The sequence below is a fragment of the Pseudoalteromonas ardens genome (genome assembly GCF_030125445.1).
In the GTDB taxonomy this organism is placed as follows: domain Bacteria; phylum Pseudomonadota; class Gammaproteobacteria; order Enterobacterales; family Alteromonadaceae; genus Pseudoalteromonas; species Pseudoalteromonas ardens.
Map to the genome: position 1 here is coordinate 540,668 of NZ_JASJUV010000001.1, position 21,907 is coordinate 562,574.

17 protein-coding genes are annotated in these 21,907 nt (G+C 48.9%); 7 read left to right on the plus strand and 10 right to left on the minus strand.

The genetic code is table 11. The features are described from left to right. Positions 1–27: 27 nt before the first annotated feature. Positions 28–414 (plus strand): hypothetical protein, encoded by a 387-nt coding sequence (locus QNM19_RS02030; protein ID WP_049863262.1) that lies wholly within the window; start codon positions 28–30, stop codon positions 412–414. 321 nt (positions 415–735) lie between these two features. After that, positions 736–1,626, plus strand: a complete 891-nt coding sequence (locus QNM19_RS02035; RefSeq protein ID WP_049863261.1) for an HvfC/BufC family peptide modification chaperone — start codon at positions 736–738, stop codon at positions 1,624–1,626. 11 nt (positions 1,627–1,637) lie between these two features. Here QNM19_RS02035 and QNM19_RS02040 read toward each other — a convergent pair whose 3' ends face one another. The 4 genes from QNM19_RS02040 to QNM19_RS02055 all read right to left on the minus strand — a co-directional run bounded on the left by QNM19_RS02040 (position 1,638) and on the right by QNM19_RS02055 (position 6,205). Beyond that, complete coding sequence (locus tag QNM19_RS02040; protein WP_284026247.1) at positions 1,638–3,305, minus strand: tetratricopeptide repeat protein; 1,668 nt, start codon at positions 3,303–3,305, stop codon at positions 1,638–1,640. A 231-nt stretch (positions 3,306–3,536) separates the two neighbouring features. Further along, positions 3,537–3,752, minus strand: a complete 216-nt coding sequence (locus QNM19_RS02045) for a universal stress protein (RefSeq protein ID WP_349654723.1) — start codon at positions 3,750–3,752, stop codon at positions 3,537–3,539. Further along, entirely contained in the window at positions 3,727–4,494 is a 768-nt protein-coding gene (locus tag QNM19_RS02050) for a universal stress protein (protein WP_082225626.1), read from the minus strand. Before QNM19_RS02050 ends, QNM19_RS02045 begins: the two co-directional genes overlap by 26 nt. Continuing rightward, a complete protein-coding gene (locus QNM19_RS02055; RefSeq protein ID WP_284026248.1) occupies positions 4,481–6,205 on the minus strand; it encodes a cation:proton antiporter in 1,725 nt (574 codons plus the stop codon). The genes QNM19_RS02050 and QNM19_RS02055 overlap by 14 nt, the downstream gene beginning before the upstream one ends. A 403-nt stretch (positions 6,206–6,608) precedes the next feature. Here QNM19_RS02055 and QNM19_RS02060 point away from each other — a divergent pair, with 403 nt between their 5' ends. Continuing rightward, a complete protein-coding gene (locus QNM19_RS02060; protein ID WP_049864525.1) occupies positions 6,609–7,979 on the plus strand; it encodes a hypothetical protein in 1,371 nt (456 codons plus the stop codon). A 41-nt stretch (positions 7,980–8,020) separates the two neighbouring features. Here QNM19_RS02060 and QNM19_RS02065 read toward each other — a convergent pair whose 3' ends face one another. The 3 genes from QNM19_RS02065 to QNM19_RS02075 form a co-directional block, all read right to left on the minus strand. Next, the gene (locus tag QNM19_RS02065) at positions 8,021–8,782 is read right to left on the minus strand and encodes a hypothetical protein (protein WP_049864526.1); all 762 of its coding nucleotides are present in this window, start codon (positions 8,780–8,782) and stop codon (positions 8,021–8,023) included. Between the two features lie 280 nt (positions 8,783–9,062). After that, positions 9,063–9,509 (minus strand): Hsp20 family protein, encoded by a 447-nt coding sequence (locus tag QNM19_RS02070; RefSeq protein WP_010381388.1) that lies wholly within the window; start codon positions 9,507–9,509, stop codon positions 9,063–9,065. A 943-nt stretch (positions 9,510–10,452) separates the two neighbouring features. Beyond that, a complete protein-coding gene (locus QNM19_RS02075; RefSeq protein ID WP_049864527.1) occupies positions 10,453–11,700 on the minus strand; it encodes a Tle-like phospholipase domain-containing protein in 1,248 nt (415 codons plus the stop codon). 158 nt (positions 11,701–11,858) lie between these two features. On the opposite strand from QNM19_RS02075, the gene QNM19_RS02080 reads away from it, so the two are divergent. Both QNM19_RS02080 and QNM19_RS02085 read left to right on the plus strand, forming a co-directional pair. After that, positions 11,859–15,026 carry a tetratricopeptide repeat protein gene (locus QNM19_RS02080; RefSeq protein ID WP_049864528.1) on the plus strand — a complete coding sequence of 1,056 codons (3,168 nt, stop codon included), beginning with the start codon at positions 11,859–11,861 and terminating at the stop codon, positions 15,024–15,026. A 6-nt stretch (positions 15,027–15,032) separates the two neighbouring features. After that, complete coding sequence (locus QNM19_RS02085; RefSeq protein WP_049864529.1) at positions 15,033–15,437, plus strand: hypothetical protein; 405 nt, start codon at positions 15,033–15,035, stop codon at positions 15,435–15,437. Positions 15,438–15,542: 105 nt separating this feature from the next. Here the strand turns inward: QNM19_RS02085 and QNM19_RS02090 are convergent, their stop codons facing one another. Together QNM19_RS02090 and QNM19_RS02095 are read right to left on the minus strand one after the other, a co-directional pair. Then, positions 15,543–15,989, minus strand: a complete 447-nt coding sequence (locus QNM19_RS02090; protein WP_049864530.1) for an Hsp20 family protein — start codon at positions 15,987–15,989, stop codon at positions 15,543–15,545. Between the two features lie 639 nt (positions 15,990–16,628). Continuing rightward, positions 16,629–18,206 carry an alkaline phosphatase D family protein gene (locus QNM19_RS02095; RefSeq protein WP_284026249.1) on the minus strand — a complete coding sequence of 526 codons (1,578 nt, stop codon included), beginning with the start codon at positions 18,204–18,206 and terminating at the stop codon, positions 16,629–16,631. 202 nt (positions 18,207–18,408) lie between these two features. Here QNM19_RS02095 and QNM19_RS02100 point away from each other — a divergent pair, with 202 nt between their 5' ends. Continuing rightward, a complete protein-coding gene (locus QNM19_RS02100; RefSeq protein WP_049864533.1) occupies positions 18,409–19,173 on the plus strand; it encodes a substrate-binding periplasmic protein in 765 nt (254 codons plus the stop codon). A gap of 86 nt (positions 19,174–19,259) precedes the next feature. After that, positions 19,260–20,711 carry a metallophosphoesterase gene (locus tag QNM19_RS02105; RefSeq protein WP_049864534.1) on the plus strand — a complete coding sequence of 484 codons (1,452 nt, stop codon included), beginning with the start codon at positions 19,260–19,262 and terminating at the stop codon, positions 20,709–20,711. 45 nt (positions 20,712–20,756) lie between these two features. Here QNM19_RS02105 and QNM19_RS02110 read toward each other — a convergent pair whose 3' ends face one another. Continuing rightward, positions 20,757–21,839 carry a hypothetical protein gene (locus QNM19_RS02110; RefSeq protein WP_049864535.1) on the minus strand — a complete coding sequence of 361 codons (1,083 nt, stop codon included), beginning with the start codon at positions 21,837–21,839 and terminating at the stop codon, positions 20,757–20,759. Positions 21,840–21,907 lie beyond the last annotated feature (68 nt).

The window sequence follows — 21,907 nt, forward strand, 5'->3', positions numbered from 1 at the left end:
ATCTGAAAGTGATAAATATGGATGATAATGACTATGTTATCAGGGAAATACACCTTAGCAGGTATCAGTGCCGTGTTTTTGTCGGGCTGTGTTTTTGTGCCACATACCGAGGTGAGTTTTGATGAGTATTGTGGCGTTTACAAAGAATCTACCAGTATCAAAATGGCGCCGCGTGCTTCCAGTAACCTGGTCGCTCACGAACTCGAACTGGCAGGTGGTCTGGCACTGGCTTTGTCCAACGGTGTGGTTAAAGCACAAGAACATCAGGCTTATAAAGAGGCCTGTCTGGCAAATGGCATTGATATAGACGCCGAGCGCAAGCTGAGTGCTGATACCTCTGCGTCTCAATCAAAGCAGCAGCATGAATGCGACGAGCACGCGTCTGATTTATGTGAGATTGAACGACGTCGCTGATCCGGTTTTTTATTGTCGACTGTCAAAGTCATTGCTGTGACTTTTTCTTTCCGATTCTTCTTTAGCGCCACCAGCTTATTTTGACGGATGACGATAGCCTGTGTCCAGGTAAAAATTTTGACGTCTGGCGTATTGGTGTGTCTGATATTAAGCGCCAATAACCCGCCGTTTGACTGGTTTGTACTCTAAGAAAAAGAGACGCAAAGACCAGAACCCTTTGATAGTTATAGGTTAGTGAATATTGGTGTTATTCTATACGCTGATGGTACGGGAAATGCATCAACACTCAGACCTAGCACACAGTTTAAAACCGGTAGCAAAATGACGTACTCAACCCCGGAGCTCAGCCAGTTGCAGTACTGGTTGTCTCATGTTTCAAATTCTCATGGTGATGTGTCACAAAAGTGGCTCATATCAGGCCTGTCTTTAAAGCAAAGTGCTAAAGCAGCATCTCATTTTGTCGCAGAGGATCAGCTGGAAACGTATTCCGCCGCACATGTAAAACGGATGAAGGCGTGTCTGAAAGGCGAGTTTAGTTTGCTCTGCGCTTTGATGGGCGAAGATGTTTTCGACGTGCTCGTTCAGGCTTGCGTGATGGCTTTACCTTCTCAGTCAGTGACCTTTCATACTTTGGGCAAAGCGTTTGTGCGATTTTTGGCTAATTCCTGGCCGCAAAGCAAATTCAACGCCAGCCAAAGTGCGCTGTTTGAGGTGTACGTGGAGCTGGCCCGTTTTGAACGTGCCAAAGCCGAAGTGCTGGCCTCCAAAGGGTCAGAGCAAATGCCACCAGCTGAGTTCGCATTAAACGAGTTCGAACTGCTGGGCGGCGGTGCATCACTGAACATAATGGTACCTGATTGTGTACGTTTGCTGATGAGTGAATACGACATATTCCCGCTGCTGTCTCAGCTGGAAAATCGCCAAACGAAAGGCGTTGAATCGCCTGCTATGCCAGCCAGAGAAACCCGTTACATAGCTCTGACCCAGCAAAACGGCCAGCTGATCACTCAACCATTAACTCACTGGCAGGCAGATCTGTTAAGTCACTGCAATCAGGCGACCTCGTTTGAACAGGCACTGGCAAACAGCGCTCGTCGTCAGGGAGTGGAGCCTGCGGTACACAGGGCGCGTCTGGCCATGTGGCTGCCAGCTGCCGTGGACAGTGGCCTGTTGGTGGTTGAAACGGCAAAATGTCCGGCAGCAACCACTTAGGCGTTTTTTTACTACTTATAAGCGCAGCGCGAGGGACGAATATCCAGCTTTGCAGAAAATTTGCTGGCTAATTGGTGGCGCCAGTACGGTGCCATCATCTCTTTGTTGGGGGCTTTAGGGCCGAGCGTGACATACTCAATCGGGGCCAGATGATCGTCTCTGTGTAGCTCCAGATATAAACGCGGGGCAGTGCCTTTGGCAAAGTCCGGGTCCTCGCTTTTAATTTCTTTTGCACCATAGTCAAGATGAGTCACTATCACCCTGTGTTCCTGCTCATCTTTATAGTTGGCATCTTTAAGCAGGTAGGGTAGCGGGCCTAGCAGCCAGGCAAGTGTTTGCAGTTTTTCGGGCGTCGGGTTCTTACCAACAAACTTATCGACTTCTTTTTTGAGATCTTTGAAGTAAGATTGCAATTTGGTTGCACCCTGACCCAGTAGTTTGAAATTATCTTTTAGATACACAACCCGATAGAATGCTGCGCTTTCCTGTGGCGACTGGCCGGTATTGGCAAATGAGGGCATTTGTTCTTCTTGTTCTGTGTGGCTACCCTGCTCTGCCATTAAACGATAGTCAAAAAAGCGCTCTGTATTAAAAGTTATGGCGCAGCCACAGGCATCGTCATTTAAATGGTTTTTACTGTAAAAGCGCCACATATTCAGGCTGTCACTGTCCGGTAAAAAGCAGCCGATAAATACCGGATTACCCTCTTCCGGCTCATAGCCCAGCTCTTGCCATAGCAATTTGCCTTCATTGGGGTCATTCACCGCGTTAATATGCCCCAGTCTGAAAGGGCTTTTTTCCAGTAAGATTGCTTGGCCCACGTCGAAGGAGGTGTAGTGAGTCATTGTAAGGTTTTTTCTTACTTGAAGGTGAAAGAGTATCAGTTCTCTTAACGTGCTGATTGACTTAGATTTTTCAAAACGTCCCGCTCTATCAACTAGCTCATAAGCTTCAAAGCTTAGTTCCGGGTCTTTGAGAATCCGCTCACACAGTGCTTTTGTCCGAACGTAACTTTGTTTTACACCATCACCTTGAAAATAACTGAAGGCCAGATTGAGCTGGGCACGGTTATTTCCTTTCTTTGCGGCGAGGCGATAATATTTATTAGCTTCTTTACTGCTCTGTTTTACTCCTCTGCCAAAATCGTACATGTAACCTAAATTACACAGAGCTCTAGTATTGCCTTGATCTGAAGCCAATCGATACCATTTTACGGCCTCAGTATCGTTTTTCTTTATGCCGTTACCTCGTGCGTACATGAAGCCTAGCTCATATTGAGCGAGAGCATTTCCTTGTTGTGCTGCCTTTCGGTACAATTTTACGGCTTTTGTATCGCTTTGCGTTATACCTTCTCCTCGTACGCACAATACGCCCAGGTTATATTGAGCACTAGCATGTCCTTGCTCTGCGGCCTGTTGGTACAGTTTTACGGCTGCTTCATCGTTTTGCTCGAAGTATTGTCCCATTCTGTACATATAGCCGAGACTATATTGTGCATGGGCTTCTCCTTGTTCTGCAGCTTTTCCAAACCAATAAACAGCCCTCTCATAATTTTGCTCGACTCCCTCACCGAAATAATAGGCATCGCCCAACTCATTTTGTGCTTCGGCATCGCCATTTTGGGCTTTCTCAATCAGTGCTTGGATCTCTGGGGATAGTTCGGGGTTGTGTTCTGACATCAATATTCCTTTTAAACTGCTTAACCCCGAAAGTATCATCAATGGGGTTTTATACCCTTATTAAACGGTATTTTGTGATATCTGACAATGGGATAGATTTTACCCATTGGGTACATACAGTTTGACTGTACGAGGATGAAAGCCCTATAGCAGTATTGGCGGCGGCGAAGTGAGAAAAGCCAGAAAAGTGGCCCACGACTCGTCAGCCGGTGGACCACAGAGTTAACCTGGTTACTTGATTGGCGTCTGAAAGCCTTTAGGCTTTATGGCCAGTATGGAGCATTGGGTTTGTTCCAGTATAGACTCGGCGGTGTTGCCTATGATCAAACCCGGAATGCCGACACGTCCGACTGTGCCCATCACGATTAAGTCAATCTGGTGTTTTTGTGCCAGCAGGGGGATCTCTTTGCTGGCTTTGCCTTTAACCTGGTGCAGTCTGGGTTGCAGATACTGAACGGCCCATTGTTGTCACCAGCCGGGCCAGCTTAGTGGCACAGTCTCTGCGCCCCTGCTCTACATAGTCATCCACCTGTTCGTCCGACTGATGCGCAAAGGTGCCGTAACGCAGCCAGTCTTCGGCGTAGGCATCCCAAGCACTGCCCACATGTAGTTCAGACGGCTTCGGCAGGCTCAGCGCCACACTGCACTTCATCACGGCTTGATTGAGCTTGTCCTGTACTTGTTCATCATCTAATTCTCTGAAGCTGTCGTTCACGTCGACCGTGGCCAGGATCTTATTAAAGGCATCAAGCTGACCGGGTTTTAACATCAATACGGGACAGGGGCATTTGCGCAGTAAGTGCATGTCTTCACTGCCAAGCATGCGATCCATCCAGTCTGCGTCTTCGGCGCATTTTACCACCAGATCGCATTGCTCATCGATCGCGCGTCTGATGATCTCGATAAAGCCAATCCCGGTGCAAATGATGATATTGGGATCCAGGTTGTTATCCAGTGTTTTGATTTTCGCTTCGATGGCGGCTCGCTTATTGGCAAGCAGCTCAGTAAGCTTGCTGGCATACTCCGCTTTACTGGTAAAGAAGGTGCGCCAGTGTTTGACCTCTTTCAGTACTGAAATAAAAGTGATGTCTGCCTGATTATCTTGTGCGAGGCGGAGCGCCTGCACAACGGCGGTGTCCATCGTAGCTTCTGGGTCTAACACACATAGAATTCTGTTAAATCGTGTCATTAGTCACCTCTGTATGAGTGCTGGCTGGGGTCGCTGCTCTTACCCGCTCTACCGCCCGTTCAGCGGCGTCATGAAATGGCATCAGTACCAGGGTTGCGCCTCTTTCTTCTAACAGGGGTTGGTCGTGCTGATGCTGGGTTGAAATGGCAATACCGCCGCTATAGTGTTGTTGTTTCAGTCCACCCAGCAGCGCCAGACGGGGGTCTTCATGCGTTACCCCCAAATCATGTTGTGGCATGGCTGATACTACCCACTTAACGCCCTGTAGCGGCAGGTCGTTCACAAAAGCCGGATCACTGGCATCGCCATACATCACCAGGTGGCCATCGTTACGCCAGCGTCTGACTTCGTCGGGGTTAAAGTCCACGGCCAGCAGACTGAATCCTTCTTTTTGCAGGTAGTGAGCCAGTGCCTTACCGTAACGGCCAAGACCAAACAGAATGACATCATAAGCCTGCTCAGACGAGGGCTGGTTTTCCAGCGCAGCTTCTCTGAATGGCTTGTCGCGTTCAAACACACTTAACCAGCGTTCCAGCTTGTTATACAAACCATGAGAATAGGTGATCATATATACCGACATCGCGATAGTGATCAGGCCCACCAGCGTGACCAGTCCTAAAGAGTCGGCTGTGACATGACCTATGGTGAGCCCCATGGCCATGAAGATCAGGGAGAATTCACTGATCTGTGCGACGGTTAGTCCCGCCAGAAAGCCGGTGCGTTTGCGATAGCCCATCAGCCCCATGATCACCATCACAATAATCGGGTTGCCAATTAACACAAACAAAGAGAGTATCAGCGCTGGGAAAACCTGTGAGCCAAGTAAACTGAGATCCAGTTGGGTGCCCAGGGCGATAAAGAAAAACAGTAACAGAAAGTCGCGTAATGAGGCTAAGCGGGCAACAATGGCTTCTCTGAATGGGGTAGATGCCAAAGAGATACCTGCCAGCAGGCCGCCTAGCTCTTTACTAAAGCCCAGTTGGCTGCCTATCGCGGCCAGTAAGGTGGCCCAGCCGATAGCAAAGGTGATGAGTAGCTCCTGAGAGCGTGCTATTCGACTGACCAGTGGCGTTGCCAGATAGCGAATAAACACTAGGACAAATGCCAGCATGATCAACCCATAAAGCAGTACACTGCCAACCTGAGCCAGGGCTGATTGCGTGCCGCCCGATTGTGTCCCTATACCCATGGCCGAGAGCACCATCATGGCCAGTACCACTACTAAATCTTGAACTATCAAAAAGCCCACAGCTATGCGTCCATGTAGGGAGTCGACTTCGCGTTTATCGGACAGTAGTTTAACTATGATAATGGTACTGGAGAAGGTCAGCGCGACAGCCACATACACAGCGGTAACAGTATCCAGCCCCAGCATTTTGCCGAGTACAAAGCCAATGGCTGAGGTAAATGCAACCTGTCCCAGTCCGGTGGCCAGTGCGACGGGCCCGAGTGTGCGAATGAGTTTAAGGTCGAGCTTAAGGCCAACCAGAAATAGCAGTACAGCAATGCCCAGTTCGGCAAGTAGTTCTATGTGCGCATGGGATTGAACAATATTCAACGCCGAAGGCCCGGCGATCACCCCCACGGCAATAAAGCTGACAATCATAGGCTGGCGCAGCAACACGCCGACAAAACCCAGTGCTGCGGCTAATACCACCAGTGCAGTAAGTTCATAAAAAGCAGACAGGTGGATAAAACTCAGATCTGGCATTGCACCTCCTTTTTTCACGTCCAATGGCTTACAAGCGTGATCTTAGTGGTCGTCAGCTTCACAACTCCCCACGCAAAAATCAATCTAAGTTCCGGGTATCTACGCTGACTATGTCCTACATCAAAATAGCAACAGAAAGGCGCCGTGGCATGGGATTTATAGTATGAATTTACCGTATTTATAGGCAGTTATACTCGAAGTGTTATGGATCTGAATGGCCCGCAAAAAGAGCCACATCAATGGTTGCGTTTATTTTTATGGTTTTGGTTATTTAGATTTGGGAGGGCTGTTTTGTGTGTATTTGAAAACTGCACAATCAGGCGTATTACTTTTTTGCGATTGAGTTTATTAAGTTTTTGTGACTTTATGTTGCTGGCTTTTCAATATTATAAAAGGAGATTTTATGAAAAAGTTTACAATGACAGGCATTGCCCTTGCCTTGTTACCCATGTTGAGTGTTGCGAGTTCAGAAGTTGCCCTGCCAAGTGGTTTTTCGGATTCACTGGAAGTAGGCAAGACCGTTGTTCACAGCAATCAGCGCTTGACTACAAAAAGCGCAATGCATGTTTCCTCGTCCGCTACTCTTAACGAAGCCGATCAACAGACATCGGCTTTCACGCAACGCTGCCCTGATACACTCAATATCAACACCAGTTACACACTTGGAGGGGCGCAGACTGGCGGGGCTGATTGCTTCCACTTTAAACTCGACAAACAAAGTAAGCTCTATGCGTTTGTAACGGCTCAAAATGCACAAACGAATGTGAATTTGAAGCTGATCCGCCATAATCCAGATGATACCCTGACTGAGATAGGGGCTTCGTCAAACGAAGCCGGGTTGGATGAGCTGGTCACGACTGTCTCACAAGCAGGTGATTACTATTGGCTGTTAGAATACGCTCAGGCGGATGGTGGTGCGTTTAATTTTGGTGTTATGGCGAGCGAGCTCGTTGATAGCTTTGAAATAAACGATACGATCTTACAGTCAACGATTTTACCGGATCAGCTTAACAAAGCGGTGGGCAATCTGGATAGCATACTTGATATTGACCACTATGCGTTCGAAGCGAAAAGAGGGCAAGAGGTTTTATTAAAGTTCTTTGATCCAGGCAATACCGGTGAGTTTGTACTTGAACACCTTGAGGCCGGGGCCTGGGTAGAAGTGCCACTTGCAAAAGGTAAGTTGATCACCCCATCACAAGCTGGTGAGTATCAAATTGTAAGGGTCAGACCAAACTATAACTTACCTAATAACCCGGCGAGCGCATATCAACTTACGTTAGGGTCTAATGTTGCGTCATACGCACAACATGCGCTTGAACCAGATGCAAATGTGTTACGCGTTCCTTACTCAGCCCAGGGGTCGCCGTACATGACAACACAAACATATCAAAAGCTGACATGGAGCCTGATTTTGCAAGATTCGACAGGCCATCCAGTTGCAGGTGGGCAGGCATTTTTTGTCATGTGGCGCGACTACGATAACAGAACGGTAGAAAATGCTGAGGTGACGTCCGCGGTATCGGATGCACAAGGTCGGATATCAGAAGTGATAGATCTGGGCCGCTGTACTTGGGGGCGTGACGAAGCAACTCATACTGAATATAGCCTGGGTTATGTCAACCGTTGGCGTTCCAGATACAACATTGGTGCCTGGCGGGTGCAGATCCCAAGTGGACTAGACGGTAACATAGGCATTGGCGGCGATCGCTATCCTGTGGTTACACTCGGCCATATTTGTGATCAACACTTGTTATCAAGCACTCGTCAGTAATTTAGACGTACCGGAAGGCAACAGTCTTCCGGTTACCACTGTTATTTAGCAAACGACGGATCAGCTTTTGCTTGTAACTGGTCAGCTATATTAATCGTCCATTCCCACTTATTGAGCAAATAGCCTGTTTGTTCTCTTTGGATATCGCTATTGCGGCTTTGTGTGATCATCTCTTTAAAATCGATAATCTCTGCAAAGTTGCTTTCGTTGACATCATATTTGCCCCAGTACTGACTTTTACCGGAACTGCCGCGCTCTATTTCCAGTCCTTCTAAAAAGCTCGCTTTAAATTCCTGAGCCGCGCTGACGAGTTTGTCATTGCTATTTAAGGCTTCTTCAACAAGTTGCTTATCAGCCTGACTCAGGTGGCCTGTTGCAACCAGTTTGCCCGAGTCGTCAACTGAAAAGCCCCAGCTTTTATTTTTTAGTTGCGGATGTTGTTCATACAAATCTGCAGACACTTTTTCATATTCCTCGGCAATTTTATCTGCGGCTGCCGGGGTGTCGTGTAAATATAGCTTGCTGGTGGAGTTGATGGTACGTTCAAGTAGTTCCCTGTGTTCTTCATATCTGGCGGGTAGATCGAGCTTACCGTTAGGCTTATAGGTGATCACGGTCAGTTTACCGTTGTCAGATATAGCTCGCAATTGTTCAGCTGGATGTGTTGGTTCTGAATTGATGAATTGTTTGGTTGGATCTACTGTGAGTGCCTCATTACTGCTTGCGGCGATGTTTCTCATTTCATCACTAACCTGGTTGTTTTTTGCATGCAGGAGCTGCCCGGCATTTGCGTCAATCTTCATGTCATTATCCTTATTACACGGTTCTCTCTTAACCATATCGGGTGTAGAGAAAATAAATTTAACAAAAAATTATAATTACTTTAATCTAATTTGATTGGATAACCTATGGCTGTCTCAGTATTTAGAATTGAAAAAGTCGCATGTCGGATTGGTTATTTCTGATTTGAATTGGCGTCAAGAGGCGTACCAAGCATAAAAAAGCCGCCCTTTCGGGCGGCTGGTGGGAATTCAACAATGTAATACAAGGAAAAGGGAGTGAGTAATTACTACTCTTAAGGTGCTAGCCTTCTATAAGCTTACCGGTGCCAATTTCAATTTTTCTTGGCTTTAACGCTTCCGGTACTTCGCGCTCCAGGTCAATCAATAACAGGCCGTTCTCAAGCGAAGCGCCAATCACTTTTACGTGGTCGCCCAGCTGGAATTTACGCTCAAAGTTGCGCTCGGCAATGCCCTGGTGAATAAATTTTCGGTCGGTTTTGTCTTCTTTATTTTGCTTCTCGCCTTTAACGCTCAGCGTGTTGTTCTCCGACTCCAGCGACAACTCCTGCTCTGTAAAGCCGGCCACCGCCATGGTAATTTGGTACTTGTCTTCAGCTAAGGCTTCGATGTTGTATGGCGGGTAGCTGGGCTGTTTTTCGCTGCTACGCTGCGCCGCATCCATCATAGATGCAAGGTGGTCAAAGCCGATGAATGAACGGTAAAGGGGTGATAAATCTACTGTACGCATAATCGTATCCTCATAAAGCGATAATTAAGCCATTTACTCTTTGCAATAAACCAGTAAATAGCGGTTTTTAATTCTAAAATTACTTAAATAAAGACTTTTAAAACAAAGTCTTACTTTGGTTCTGGACCCTGTCGGCGTCCTCACAAATCTATCTATGGCCGGGGCAAACGCTTTTCAAGCAAGTTTTTTGAAAAAAGTTTGAAGATTTTTTATGTGGTTGATTTTAATGGATTTTATTTTTGGTTGTTTGCTATGGATCTTTGCTCAGATCAGCCATCTTTTTGCTGCCAGTGGTTCCCGGCTCAAGGCCAGGATGACGGAGGAGAGGCTGGGATGACAGGGAGAGAATTGTTCTACTTCCCTACATCCATGTAGGTCCATGCGCTCATCTCCTCATGCGGGGGCGCCGAGCCTGCGACGATACTTAATCGTTGGTCTATGGTGAGTTGTGAGTAAAGTACGTCCCTGTAGTTACGTCCATCGCGCATCTCGACAATGTGCTCCTGCATTGTTCTACTTCCCTACATCCATATAGGTCCATGCGCTCATCTCCTCATGCGGGGGTGCCGAGCCTGCGACGATACTTAATCGTCGGTCTATGGTGAGTTGTGAGTAAATTACGTCCCTGTAGTTACGTCCATCGCGCATCTCGACAATGTGCTCCTGCATTGTTCTACTTCCCTACATCCATGTAGGTCCATGCGCTCATCTCCTCATGCGGGGGTGCCGAGCCTGCGACGATACTTAATCGTTGGTCTATGGTGAGTTGTGAGTAAAGTACGTCCTTGTAGTGAAGGTCCGGCTCGACATCCATGTCTCGCGCCAAGCCACGCTGCGGTGATTATTAATCACCGGTCGTGTTAAGTGCGGAGTAAAGTACGTCCCTGTAGTGAAGGTCCGGCTCGCCCGTCCAGGGCTCGCGTCCACTGACAAAAGGCGATACTTAATCGCCTTTTGTAGTGGACCCCCAAAAATTTGTGCGGAATTTTAGGCCTGCGCCTATGCTGGCATCCGGGGTGATGAACAGTTGGCTCGGGCGGGCTGTTGGGTCTTGCCAGTTGTGGTAGAGCGGGATAAGGCGTTCCTTGATCATATTTTCAAGTAAATGATTCACAAAGAGGTTTTTACCCGGAAAAGCCGGGAATTCGACTTCGTTTTCATCGTGGCGCAAAGCCGAAGAGGAAATAGGATCATAGTCAGTGCGGAAGTTGATCACATTACGGAGGCGCATGGTGTTAGCGAAATAACGGGCATAAGTGTCGATTATCTTTGTACCAGGTGAGGCAAAAACCCGGGTTTGAATGCCAGTGCGTACGCCTGAGTCGACTGCGGTATAGCCGCCGAGGCTATGGCCGGTTAGCACTACATTATGGCTGTTTGTCGTTTCGGGTATTTGATAGCCGGTGGCAATAGATGCCTGATTGGGTGGATACTGATCCAAAATGCGCTGGCAAAACTCATACGCTGTGCGTTGCCAGGCGATGTCGGTTTCGGCCAGGTTAGCAAAAAATAGTTTAAAGTCTTCGTACAGGTCACCGGTGTTAAACGGATTGGTACCCTTGTAGGCAATGATGACTTCTTCTTCCAGATTTTCAGATGCAATGGCGGGCACTTTGACAGCGAAGGCATAAACGCCGTCTACATTTAGCAGTGAATCAATAATCTCCAGCTTACCGTTTGTTAGCATTAACTTTTGATACAAAGGGTCATCATGATAGGCAAATGAGCCACCGGGTTCCAGGCTGTAGGCATAGGCTGAGGCAAACGCATACCGCAACACCTTGTTGTAGGCTATCACATCCGGGCTGGTGCTGATTTCCTTGGCCTGTGAAGGCGTGAGCACGGGGTATTCCCAGCCGACACTGCGGTCTGAGGCAAAAAAGCTGATGTTATTACTGTACTGAGGACCAAATTGCTGCGCGAGAGTGACCCGGCTTAATTCCTCAAGGGTTGCCTGTGCCTGGGCATCGCTGACCTCAACGCCATTGATTTTATCTACCACAAAATAGTTGCCGTAAATGGCAGTGAGCGCATTATCGTGCCAGTGTCCCTGCAATTTTGCATAGTCATCGCCTGCCAGCATCCAGTGTTTCTTCACCAGTTGTGAGCGGGGTATAAAGCCCGTATGTATGCCATAACTTTGTACAAAGGTGGTGTCTTGTTTAGTGGTCTGTGGGGTTGAGTCCAGCATAATTATCCTCCCGGATTGTGGTTTCCGAGAGCAAGTATGGAACACAATTTGTGGTGTGCCAGTTACACGAGCTTACAGAGCTGGGTAACAGTTCTCCCTTGCCTGACCTGCACTCCTGCATTAGGATAAAAAATAAGCACAAACCAGGGAGAATAGGTATGGCTGAGCGCAGCATCTCGGTTCAGGGCAGTGCCAATCAGAGCATTATTATTAGCGGCGATCATAATCAGGTTGGCGGGTCTGTGGAATTCCGCATTCCGCTGGTGCGCTATCATGCCCCTGCCCGGCGCCGTCGGGGCCGGCAAACTCCAGCTAGTGTGCTGGATATTCTCAGTGCGCACAACAAAGCATTGAGCTTACAGGGCCGTGAGCGCGAGCTGACGTTACTCAATGAGTGGTTAAGTGACGATGCGGATATCTCCGTCTTTGCCATCACCGCTCCCGCAGGTAGTGGCAAAACGCGTCTGGCCATTGAGTTGTGCGAGCAAGTCGAGCTGCAAACGGGCTGGGCAGCTGGCTTTATACGTAGTGACGATCTGGCAGAGCTGGCACGTGCCTTTAAATTTGGCCACGCTAACTGGTCCCATTCTTTGTTACTGGTGGTTGATTACGCCAGCGCCAATGCTCAGGCACTGGCGCAATGGCTGGATGCCCTGTCTCAGCTCGATGAGCTGACCGACGGTATTCGGGTGCGTATCTTGCTTCTGGAGCGTGAAGCCTGTAAAGAGGCTGGCTGGTGGCACACGCTGACAGGTTCCGCGTTAGACAGTGACCAGACACGGCTTGACTTGTTTACCCAGTTTGAGCCCTATGTGCTGGCCGGGCTAGGCGATATCACAGTCAGGAGAGCGGTTTTGTGTGCTGCATTGAATGCAGCGCAAGCGCTGGTGCCGCATCCAAATGTCAGTAAAGTACCAGAGGCTGATGAACAACCCGACTTTGATTCCGACCTGGCTGACCCACAGTTTGGTAACCCGCTGGCACTGGTCATGGCCGGTATTCTGTGTCGGGACATGTTGCCGCGCGCGGCTTTATCATTGCATTATCTGGCCGCGGCCGAAAAACTAGCGCAGCGAGAAATCGATCGCTTTAATAAGTGTTTTGGTGAGGGGGCTGAAACCACCAAGCTCGCCCATTGTTTGTGTTTTCATTTATTAAGTGGTGGGCTCCGTGTTGCCGATATGCGCCAGACGCTTAGCGCTGAGTTGATCGCCATGGGCTGGCATAACCCAAGCCTGGATAAAGAGCTGTTGGCATTACAGCTGGCGTTTCCGCCAGCGGACGACGGAGGGGAATCAATCAGGCTACCAACCACTCAGCCCGACCTAATTGCTGAGGCCATGTGTATAAAGTTGCTACAGAGTGACAGGGAGCGAAGCTTAAAAGCGCCCGACATCTTAGCTCGTACCCTCGAATATGGTCAGGAGCAGGCAGTAGCAGCACTGGTTCGTCTGCTACAGGACTTTGCTTGCCCGGTCAGCCAACCAAGCGCCCAGCAGGCTCAGTTGTTACAGTGGGCAGAGCGACTGGTTGAGGATAATCTGCATAAACCAGCGCTGTTAGCGTTACTTAACAACGCTATGCCACTTAGTTCTGTTGCGCTGGCCGAATTAGCCTGCAAATTGGCAACGATTTTATACCAGCAAAGCCTGGCTCAGACTGAGCAGCAGGTCAATGAAGCTAGCCGGGCGCGTTTGGCCAGATCGCTTCACAATCTTGCTAACCGACAAAGCAAGCTGGGCCAGCGTGAAGCCGCTCTGACCAGTGGGCTGGAAGCGGTTGACCATTACAGATCACTTAGTCTGGCCCGTTCCAATGCTTTTTTACCTGGTTTGGCCGTGTCATTAAATAACCTTGCTAATCAGCAAAGTGCGCTGGGCCAGCACGATGCTGCACTGAGCAGTGTGCTAGAAGCCGTTGAACTGCTAAGGGTACTTGCGCAGGCCCACCCTGATGCCTTTTTAGCTAACCTGGCTATATCATTGAACAGTCTGGCGGGTTGTCAAAGCAATTTGGGTCAACACGAAGCCGCCGATTCCGCTGCACAGGAAGCCGTTGAGCATTACAGGCTATTGGTTAAGGAATATCCCGATGATTTTTTACCTGACCTGGCCATGTCACTGAATAATATGGCAATCTTTCAAAGTAAGTTGGGCCAGTATGAAGTTGCCCTGAGCGCCGCTCAGGAAGCCGTTGAATACTTCAGAATGCTCGCACAGGCCAGTCCTGATGCCTTTTTACCTAATCTGGCCATGTCACTGAACAACCTTGCTAACCAACAAAGCTATTTGGGCCAGCGCGAAGCTGCCTGTACATCCGCATTGGAAACCGTTGACCATTACAGGCTACTGGTTCAGGCACACCCCGATGCCTTTTTGCCCGAGCTGGCCAAGTCTCTGAATAATCTTGCTAAGTTACAAAGCGATTTGGGTCAGCGCGAGGCTGCTCATGCAGCTGTACATGAAGCCGTTGAACGTTACAGAGCTTTGGCTCAGGCGTACCCTGATGCCTTTTTGCCTGATTTGGGCATGTCACTGAGTAATCTTGCTAGCCTACAAAGCGATTTGGGCCAGCGCGAAGCCGCCATGACTACGGCGCTGGAAGCCGTAGTTTTAAGAAGAAAGCTGGCACAAGCCCGCCCCGATGCCTTTTTACCAGACCTGGCTACATCACTGAGTACTCTTGCTAACCGACAAAGCGAGCTGGGCCTGCGTGAAGTTGCTCTGACCACGGCGTTGGAAGCCGTTGAACTAAGAAAAAAGCTGGCGCAGGCCCGCCCTGATGCCTTTTTACCTAATCTGGCTGAGTCACTGAATAATCTTGCTATCCTACAAAGCGATTTAGGCCAGCGCGAAGCTGCCCATACAACTGCACTGGAAGCCGTAGCACTAAGAAGAAAGCTGGCTCAGGCACGTCCCGATGTCTTTTTGCCTGAGCTGGCCGGGTCACTGAATACATTTGCTACCCTGCAAAGCGATCTGGGTCAGCATGAGGCTGCTCTGATCACCGCTAAGGAAGCCGTTGATTACTTCAGAGCGCTTGCAAAAACCCGCCCAGATGCCTTTTTATCTGACCTGGCTGGCTCACTGAATAATCTTGCTATTATGCAAAGCGATTTAGGCCAGCGCGAAGCTGCGGTGGCCACTTCGCAGGAGGTTGTACAACGATTGTCTCCCTACTTTACAAAATGGCCTGACACTTACGAAGCGAGGATGAAAAGGGTGTTAAGCAACTATCTTTATTATTGCGAGACAGCAGGCCAGTTGCCAGATATTGAACTGATCCATCCAATCATAGAAACATTCAATGAATTAGAACAGGAGTAATATCCCATGACAGACAGGACAGTACAGGTGGGTGGCGATGCCAATGGCGCGGTGATAACCACAGGTGATCATAACAAGATTTATGCCGTTCCAAAAATCACCATGCCTGAGCCCCATGCGGTGGATATTCAGCGGGCACTGGGTGAGTTAATCACCGCATTGGGTGAGCTTAGCATTGCTCAGCCGCGCAAGCTGAATAATGCGCTGGAGGAGGCACAAGAAGAAATCGAACAGGCGCAGCCTGATAAGGTTGAGGTAGCGGAGTCGCTGGCCCGTGCGGCTAAAATAGCCAAAGAGGCTGAAAGCTTTGCCAGCCATAGTGAAAAGTTGGTCGAGCGTTTTACTCCGGTACTGGGCTGGTTAGGTCCACATGCCACCCGGGTGGCCGAGGCACTGGGCATGGCAATTTAGATAATCACTTACAGTACACAAAAAAGCCGCCCTTTCGGGCGGCTGGTGGGAATTCAACAATGTAATACAAGGAAAAGGGAGTGAGTAATTACTACTCTTAAGGTGCTAACCTTCTATAAGCTTACCGGTGCCAATTTCAATTTTTCTTGGCTTTAACGCTTCCGGTACTTCGCGCTCCAGGTCAATCAATAACAGGCCGTTCTCAAGCGAAGCACCAATCACTTTTACGTGGTCGCCCAGCTGGAATTTGCGCTCAAAGTTGCGCTCGGCAATGCCCTGATGAATAAATTTTCGGTCGGATTTGTCTTCTTTATTTTGCTTCTCGCCTTTGACGCTCAGCGTGTTGTTTTCCGACTCCAGCGATAATTCTTGCTCCGTAAAGCCGGCCACCGCCATGGTAATTTGGTATTTGTCTTCAGCTAGCGCTTCGATGTTGTAAGGCGGATAGCTGGGCTGTTTTTCGCTGCTGCGTTGCGCCGCATCCATCATAGATGCAAGGTGGTCAAAGCCGATAAATGAACGGTAAAGGGGTGATAAATCTACTGTACGCATAATCGTATCCTCATAAAGCGATAATTAGGCCATTTACTCTTTGCAATAAACCAGTAAATAGCGGTTTTTAACTCTAAAAATATTCAAATAAAAACTTTTAAAACAAAGTCTTAGGTTGTTTTTGGACCCTGTCGGCGTCCTCACAAATCTATCTATGGCCGGGGCAAACGCTTTTCAAGCAAGTTTTTTGAAAAAAGTGTGAGTTTGTTTTTATTTTATTGATTTTAATGGCTTTTATTTTTGGTTGTTTGCTATGGAGCTTTGCTCAGGTTAGCCACCGTTTTGCTGCCAGTGGTTCCCGGCTCAAGGCCGGGATGACGGAGGCGAAGCGGGAATGATGGATGTGATGGGTAAAGTGGAGTGAAAATATGAACTTGCCAGAGGTTTAATAAAGTCTAATTAAAGACATAGTTGCCATTTAGCAAACGGGCGGAATTAAGCGAGTGACGCACAAACTAGCAAACACAATCAGTCATCCCGCACTTGATGCGGGAACTACTTAAATACACTGCCATTTCAGCAGATGGGCGATGATGTATACGTCGCTTGGTAGTATATGACTCAGGCGCAGAGCCGGATAAGGCTAAACCGTGGCGCTGATGCGACCTGGTGATGCAAAAGTGCCACGTGTGTTTGTTATTAAACCAGTTTGGCTTTGCCTGCCTTAACGGTAAAACGTTTTCCAATGTGCGACTGGTCATTCTTAAAGCCGACGAATGGCACATGATGCCAGCTGGCATTTAGTTCATCCTGAGTGATGTCCAGGATCACAAAACCGCGATTGGCGAGGTCGATATAACGTATATGAGGATTTTCCGGGATCAGAATTTTACCAACATCGCCTACCAACTGTTGCAAGCCCGGTACCGGGATCGACGGCGATGTTACCGAAGAAGTCACGATTTCTACTGCGATGGCCCCTTCATGAGTGAAGCGGTTGTATTCGTGCCAGTCATAAGGGTTTTTACAGATGTTTGCGGCCCAGGAAGAGTGCACATCACCAGTTAAGAACACCACGTTATCTATCTGGTTTTGTTCAATAAAATCAAGCAGGCGATGACGTGCTGCCGGGTAGCCGTCCCAGGCATCGCCATTGATGGGGTTACCCAGCATCTGAATTTGCATCATCTGCACTTGCTGGCCCAGTAACTTCCACTGCACGCCATTTTGCTTAGCCTCAAATAGGTTGTCGTATAACCATTGCTCCTGCGCATAACCCAGTAAAGTTCGCGATTCATCCAGGCGAGCCGGATCTTTGATCTCAACTTGCTGATCGCGTCCGATCAGACGGGTGTCGAGCATATTCAGATCTAGCAAAGATCCAAACTGGAAGCGGCGATAAGATCGTTCCCGGTTGTTATCGCTGGGTTCACGGATCGGCATCCACTCATAATAGGCTTTAATTGCAGCCGCTTTACGGGTATGCCAGTCGCCCTCACCGTCATTGTGGTTCTCTGCCCCACCCGACCAGGTATCGTTGGTGAATTCGTGGTCATCCCAGATACAGATCATTGGGTGCGTCTGGTGCAGGGTTTGCAAATCTTCGTCGGTTTTATAACAGGCATGACGGATCCGGTAGTCGTCCAGGGTCACCATTTCGTGGGCTGGCTGAACTTTACGATTCCATAAGAACGGGTTGCGGTATACATCTTTGTTACCGTATTCGTACAGGTAATCACCAAGGTGCAGCACCGCATCCAGATCATCAATTTCGGCGATACGCGCATACACATTAAAGTAGCCATAGCTAAAATGCGAGCAGGAGGTCATGGCTAGTTTTACCCGGCTTACATCGTAGGCTGGCAGCGTCTTAGTCCGGCCTGTTGGCGAGATAATTGGCTCATTCAGCTCATCAATGATAAAGCGATAAAAATACCGGGTATCAGGTGCAAGCCCGGTTGCATCGACCTTAACAGTAAAGTCGCGTTGTCCGTCGGTGATCTCATAGCCCTCAGCAACCAGAGCTGAAAATTGTGGATCTGTAGAAACCTGCCAGAGTACTTTGACACTGAGTGTATTTATATCGACCCGCTGTTGCACTTCAGGTGGAATGGTAATTCGGGTCCATAAGATCACCCGATCATCCAGTGGGTCGCCACTGGCAACGCCATGGCTGAACGGGCTCTGAGAAAAAGTACAGCCACTCAGTCCTAAAGTAAGGGGAACGGTTGACAGCATCAGGCTGGTTTTAAAGAAATCGCGACGGGAAAGACTCATAAGTAAATACTCTAATTATCATTTTTGGGCCGTATTTAAACGTGTGTATGTTAATTTTATATAACAAAAATATTACATTTAACCAGTGAGATGGCCAATCTGACATCTTTGATTTAAAACTGACGCGATAATGGCTATAACTAAAAGATACAGGTCAGAGAATAAGCAGGTGAGAGTGGTTGGTATCAGGTTGTATCTCAGAATGTGGTGTTTTTTTATTGCCGGTGCTTTTTTTTATGGTTCACAAGTCAGTGCACAGCAATCGTGTACCGGCGAAGTTAAAATTGGCGTTGTCGCTGACTGGCCGCCGCTGACAGCCGTTGATGAGCGCGGGGCGTACGGGCTAGATGTAGAAATAGCCCGTAAGGTGTTCGCACAGTTGAACATGTGTCCGCGATTTTTGCGCCTGCCGACTTCTGCCCGAAGTTTAGATCAGCTGGGTAAAGGAACGGTCGATGTATTATTGATGGTCAGTTACGTACGGGAACGTGCAAAGTTGGGGGTGTTTTCAGCGCCCTATCGCTGGGAAAAAATGCGACTTTTTTCATTGCGTCAACCGCGCATGGCCATAGACTTAAAAGCCTTGTTGCGGTTGGGCTATCGTATCGGCCTGAGCATAGGTTCTTATTATGGTGAGGAACTCAAAAACCTTGCCGAAAACCCCAATTTTGGCCATCTATTGGTGGGCATTTCCGGCAGCCCTCAGCGCATTGAGATGTTGGCAAAAAAACGGGTCGATTTTATCATCGAAGACGAGATCCTCGGGCGTTTCATGGCGCGTAAGCTGGGCATTAAAAACTTTTATATTTGGGACTATCCGGTCCACAACAACCAGGTGCACTTTTTATTGCGTAAAGGGCTGTTCGATGCTGCACAACTGGCGCGTTTTAATGACACAATAGAGCGCCTTCGTCCAGATATTGATGAGTTGGTTGAGCGCTATACCCATCACAGCGTGCCACGCTGAGCTGTGTGAAATGCGGGGTAATATCAACACCGCTTTATTGTGGACTACACTAAGGAAGCTAATGGAGCCGCAAACAAGGAATAACCATGCGCAAATACATGCTTCCTCTCGTTGTTATACTTTCAGGTTGCACGGGTACTGCCGATAGTGCAGCGAACGATCCACTCGTCCATGCCGCTTATACCATGCTGGCCCCCACACAGGATGGGGGCGTGCAAGTCTATGCCAGAGCTATTGTCGACGGCGCACATATCAATGATCAGCAATGTCCAAAGCTAATACACGCGGGTGAACAGGCGATAAAAACCCGGGCCAGACGATTAAATCCGGATCCTGATAATTTTCCGGTCACAGTGTGTGAAGCCGTGATCCGTCCAGATACTCATTATCGTCTTTCTTATGGCGGGATTGAACTGGCACCCGTTACCCTGGCACCTGAGCAAATTCAGGTCTTTGGAGACTCCGGATGTAAGAGTTCAGTATGTGAAGGGGCAAGTGCTGCGCAACCGTTTGCTCAGCTGGCGGACCTGGGTGCCAAACAAAGCAAGCAGCTGATCCTGCATATGGGTGATTTTAATTATCGCGGTACGTCGGGCAGCATCAGTAAAGATATTTACGCTTATGATGCGGGCGATGGTGGTTACGGTGGTCCGTCATGTGGTCTAACAGAGACCTATTACTCGCAAAATGCCAGCGGGAGTCCAAAACCCGATACCTGGCAGAGCTGGCAGGCTGATTTGTTTGCACCGGCTAAGTCTTTGCTGGCTAGTGCACCTTGGGTATTTGCCCGCGGTAATCATGAGTTGTGCAGCCGTGCGGGTCCGGGCTGGTTTTATTTCCTGGGACCCGGCTCTGACTTACCGGGGGGCGTTGCACAGCAGTCATGCCCTTATCAGGGCGAATTCAGCCAGCCTCCCAGCGAAGCAAGCGACCACATTGTGATGCTAGATCCCTATTTGCTTGAACTGGAGTCTCTGGCATTGTGGGTAATGGATTCGGCCAATGCCTGCGATTCACGCTCGCCACAAACACTCACGCGCCAGTATCGCGACCAGTATGCTCAGTTGCAGCGGCTCGCTTCTCGGGTAAAAACCCCGCTATGGATGATGACCCACAGACCTCTGTGGGGACAAAGCGGACCGGTTGGCACACCTTCAATCACAGATATGCTGCAAACAGCGCTGAAGACGACTCTGTCGCAACAGTTACCGTCTGAGGTCAGTTTGTCCTTATCTGGTCATATGCATATTTACCAGTCGCTGACTTTTGGTAAGGGCAGTGATCGTCCGCCTCAACTGGTGGTTGGCAACAGTGGTGTCAGCCTGAGTCAAACCGGTGCAAACAGCGGATTCAGTACTCAAATTGATGGCAAGCGTGCGCAGGGTAATACTCAGGGAGAATTTGGTTATATCTCCATTAAGCTGGAGAAAGACCACCAATGGCAGGGGCAGTTTTACAACACCCAGGGCCAGGTGTTCCTCGATTGTGGTAGCAAGCAGGCTGAGCAAGGTAAAGCTCTGTGCCAGATAGCGCGATGAGCGGACAAGTCACCACCTGAGTATAGGTGGCGACAATCACCCTGTTTACCAGGCCAGCTGCAAGCTGAAATTCAGCCTGAGTGTCAGCGCCTTGTTGGGATTGATGTGATCCAGTGCGGTGGTGACTGACCAGGTTTCACCCTGATAAGCCAGTTCGGGTGCCAGGTTGAGCGGGTCCAGCATTAAACGCCAGTCTCCCAGTTGCATGCCCAGCTGTGCAAAGTGCTGGTCGCCCTGACGACGCACACTGGCCAGGTAGCGGTAACCCTGGTATTGATATTGTCCTTGCAGGTAAACCTGGCTGGATAAATCAAAATCATGATTTTGAACGGTTTCTCGGCCTTTTAACAGGGGCCGAAAGCTACTAAATCCCGCGTTGTCGACAAAACTGCCTTTGGTGTTGATGTCCGCTTCGGTAAAGCCTGCCTGGTCAAATTCAAATTGGTTGTACAGATCGATCACCTTGCCTGAAAGCGCAAAGTGTTCTGTCACTTGCCAGTCGAAGTGCACATCCAGTGATAAACCCTCTCCGCGAGTGCGCCAGGCGTTGTCCGTGTTAGGACGCTTTAAAAAGTTGTTATCGCTGTAAAACTCGCTAAATTGCAGCGCGCCGCGTAATTGTGCATTGTTGCTGCCTGAGAGTGCGCCGCTTAGCTGCGAGTCTCTGAGGTAGTTGAGTTGCCAGTAATTGGCCTGCACGGTGACTGTTAATGCATCAAAGTGGTGCTGATAAGCCAGCCCAAGGCCTTTGCTGCGTGCCCCGGTCAGCGTTAGCCTGGTGTCGTAGCTGTCATAGCTGGTCAGAGGCTGATCATTTTGCTCCTGATAGTAACCCAGCGCCGTATGAGCATTGGTCTCAATCAGATAATCAACACGCTGCATTGTATGTAGTTGCCAGTTTGCCAGTGCAGTATGGCGATAGGCCACGCCAAAACGTGACTGAGAAAAGCCAAATGAGGCATCCGACTCAGGGCGCTGGTCCCATTTGTCGCGGGCTATTTTTAATACTGGTGCAATATTCGTCTGACTGTTGCTGTCGAGATAAACTGTTACTTCATGGGTGTTTGCCATCGTGCCTGTTGACACCAACAGACTGGCAGACAAACCTAAAAACCATTGTTTGTTCATAGCTTTCCAGAAAAAGGGCCAGCGCTAGCTGACCCCGAATGAGGTGTTACCCGCCAGGCCAGGTCTCA